3 protein-coding genes are annotated in these 2,112 nt (G+C 70.4%); all 3 read left to right on the top strand.

The window, feature by feature from the left end; all coding sequences use genetic code 11:
• Window positions 1–68 precede the first annotated feature (68 nt).
• Window positions 69–479, top strand: a complete 411-nt coding sequence (locus H6726_32810) for a transposase (GenBank protein ID MCB9662467.1) — start codon at window positions 69–71, stop codon at window positions 477–479.
• 14 nt (window positions 480–493) lie between these two features.
• Window positions 494–835, top strand: coding sequence for an IS66 family insertion sequence element accessory protein TnpB (gene tnpB, locus H6726_32805; GenBank protein MCB9662466.1), 342 nt, complete (start codon window positions 494–496; stop codon window positions 833–835).
• Window positions 836–897: 62 nt separating this feature from the next.
• Window positions 898–2,112, top strand: a 1,215-nt coding sequence (locus tag H6726_32800; GenBank protein ID MCB9662465.1) for a transposase, incomplete at its 3' end; no start/stop codon positions are given.

Below are 2,112 nucleotides of genomic sequence, written 5' to 3'. Positions count from 1 at the left end.
GTATCCCCTCCGTGATCGACGTCTGAAAGGACCTGGACGATGGGCTGTGGGTGGGCTGACCTCAGCGGATGTCAAAGCAAGCAGGTTCGCAGGGTCGAGGTAGTTCAGGGCGAGGTGGCTGGCGGCGTTGGACGCCGGAGGATGGGGCGGACGCGGTCGCTCGGTGGCGCGCGTCTGGGCTGACGGCGAAGGAGTTCGCGGCGCAGGAGGGGGTGTCTGCGCAGCGGCTCCATCGGTGGTCGAAGCAGCAGGTCGACACGAGCTCGCCGCCATTGTCGACACCGTCCCCGAAGCCGCCGCAGGCGCGGGGCACGGCGGTGCCGTTCGTGCGGGTCGCGACGCCGGCGGCGTCGGCGACGAGCATCGGCACCCTGCGGGTGGAGCACCTTGGGGTGTCGGTGGTGGTGCGGGAGGATCTCCCGGTGGCGCGGCTGGCGGACGTGGTGCACGCCCTGCGCGCCGGGGCGTCACGTTGCTGACGCTGCCACCGGGGGTGCGGCTCTACCTGGCGACGGTGCCTGTGGACGGGCGCAAGGGTATCGACGGGCTCTCGAACGTGGTGCGGCACGCGTTCGGTGCGGACCCGTTGTCGGGCTCGATGTTCGTGTTCTTCTCGAAGAGGCGTGACCGGGTGCGGGTGCTGTATTGGGACCGCGACGGGTACGTGCTGGTGACGAAGCGTCTGGAGGTGGGGCGGTACCGCCTGAGCTATGCGGAGGATCCCCACGCCCCGGTCGAGGTGGAGGCCGCGGAGCTGCTCCTGCTGCTGGAGGGCATCGACGTGTCGACGGCGCCGCGGCGACGTCGTTGGTCGCCGACGCCGGCTGGTGGCTGAAAAAGCGCAGAGGATTCTCGGCGCCGGGAATTTTGTCAGACGAGCCTTGTTTCTAAAGCTCGATGACGACAGTGCCGCCCGTCGCCAGCGCCCTCTCGCCGGACCTCGTGAAGGTCCGAGAGTTCATGGTGGAGGCCGTGGCGGCGGGCACGGTAGAGCCGATGGTGGACGCCGTGATCCACCTCCTCGCCCGCATGCGCGACGTCAACCACGAGCTCGTCCGCCGCGACATGGCGCGGCGACGCGCGAAGCCACCATCCGAGACGTCGCGGAGGCTGCAGCAGGAGCTGCTCTTCTCCATGGCGCCGGCGAACGAGAACGGCACCGCCGAAGCCGACGAGGCGAGCAAAGCGGGGGCGAGCGACGGGGCGCCAGACGGCGCCGAGAACTCGGCCGCGCCGAACAGCGCAGCAGCCAAGGCTGCCGAGCTGCTGAGGCCCAAGAAGCGCGGGCCCAAGAAGCGCGACGAGCACGGCCGCGGTGAGCTGCCCGCGCACCTCGAGCGTGTGCCGAACGAGTGTCTGGTCTCGGGCGCCGAGCGCACCTGCCCGCACTGCCACGTGGAGGCCGAGCGCGTGGCGTTTCGCGCGAGCGAGGTGCTGGAGCTCTCGCCCGCGCGGTTCATCGTGCGACGCGACCTGATCGAGACCGTCTCGTGCCCCGGGTGTCGGGAGTACATCGTGAGCGCGGAGCGCCCGGACATGATCGTCCCGCGCGGCCTGCTCGGGCCCGACCTCGTCGTGCAGGCCATGGTCGAGCACTACGGCGAGGCGGTGTCGTACGAGCGGATGGAGCGGCGAGCCGACGAGCAGGGGGTGCCGCTGCGTGCGAACACGCTCGCGCGAAACGTCAGCCGGCTGGTGGACCTCCTCGACCCCATCGTCGACGAGATCGCACGGCGTGTAGGCCGCTCCACCGACCTCGCGCTCGACGCGACCAGTACGCGGGTGCTCGACCCCGCACACCCGCTCGGCATCCGCCACGCATCCCTCTGGTTGCTCACGGGCGACCATGAGTACGCGCTCTTTCGCTATGCGCCGAAGGCCGACGCGGAGGCGTTGATGAACGCGTTCAAGGACGTGGTCTTCGCGAACGTGCGCCTGACCTGTGACGCCTCCCCCACCATGAACTGCCTCGAGCGTGAGGGCGCCATCCGCGCGGGCTGCAACGCTCATGGCCGCCGCGGCCTCGTCGCCGCGCTGCGGGGCGGCGATCTCCGCGCCGCCGAGGGCATCGCCCTCTACGGCACGCTCTTCCACATCGACGCCGAGTCCAAG

The organism is Sandaracinaceae bacterium (genome assembly GCA_020633055.1).
Taxonomy (GTDB): Bacteria; Myxococcota_A; Polyangia; order Polyangiales; family Houyiibacteriaceae; genus JADJJE01.
The sequence above is the reverse complement of the archived record's forward strand: the minus strand, read 5'-3'. Positions and strand labels throughout refer to the sequence as shown.

Bases quoted from the DNA above. Each gene is read 5' to 3' on its own strand.
- H6726_32810 (MCB9662467.1), top strand. From the start codon at position 69: ATGTCAAAGCAAGCAGGTTCGCAGGGTCGAGGTAGTTCAGGGCGAGGT.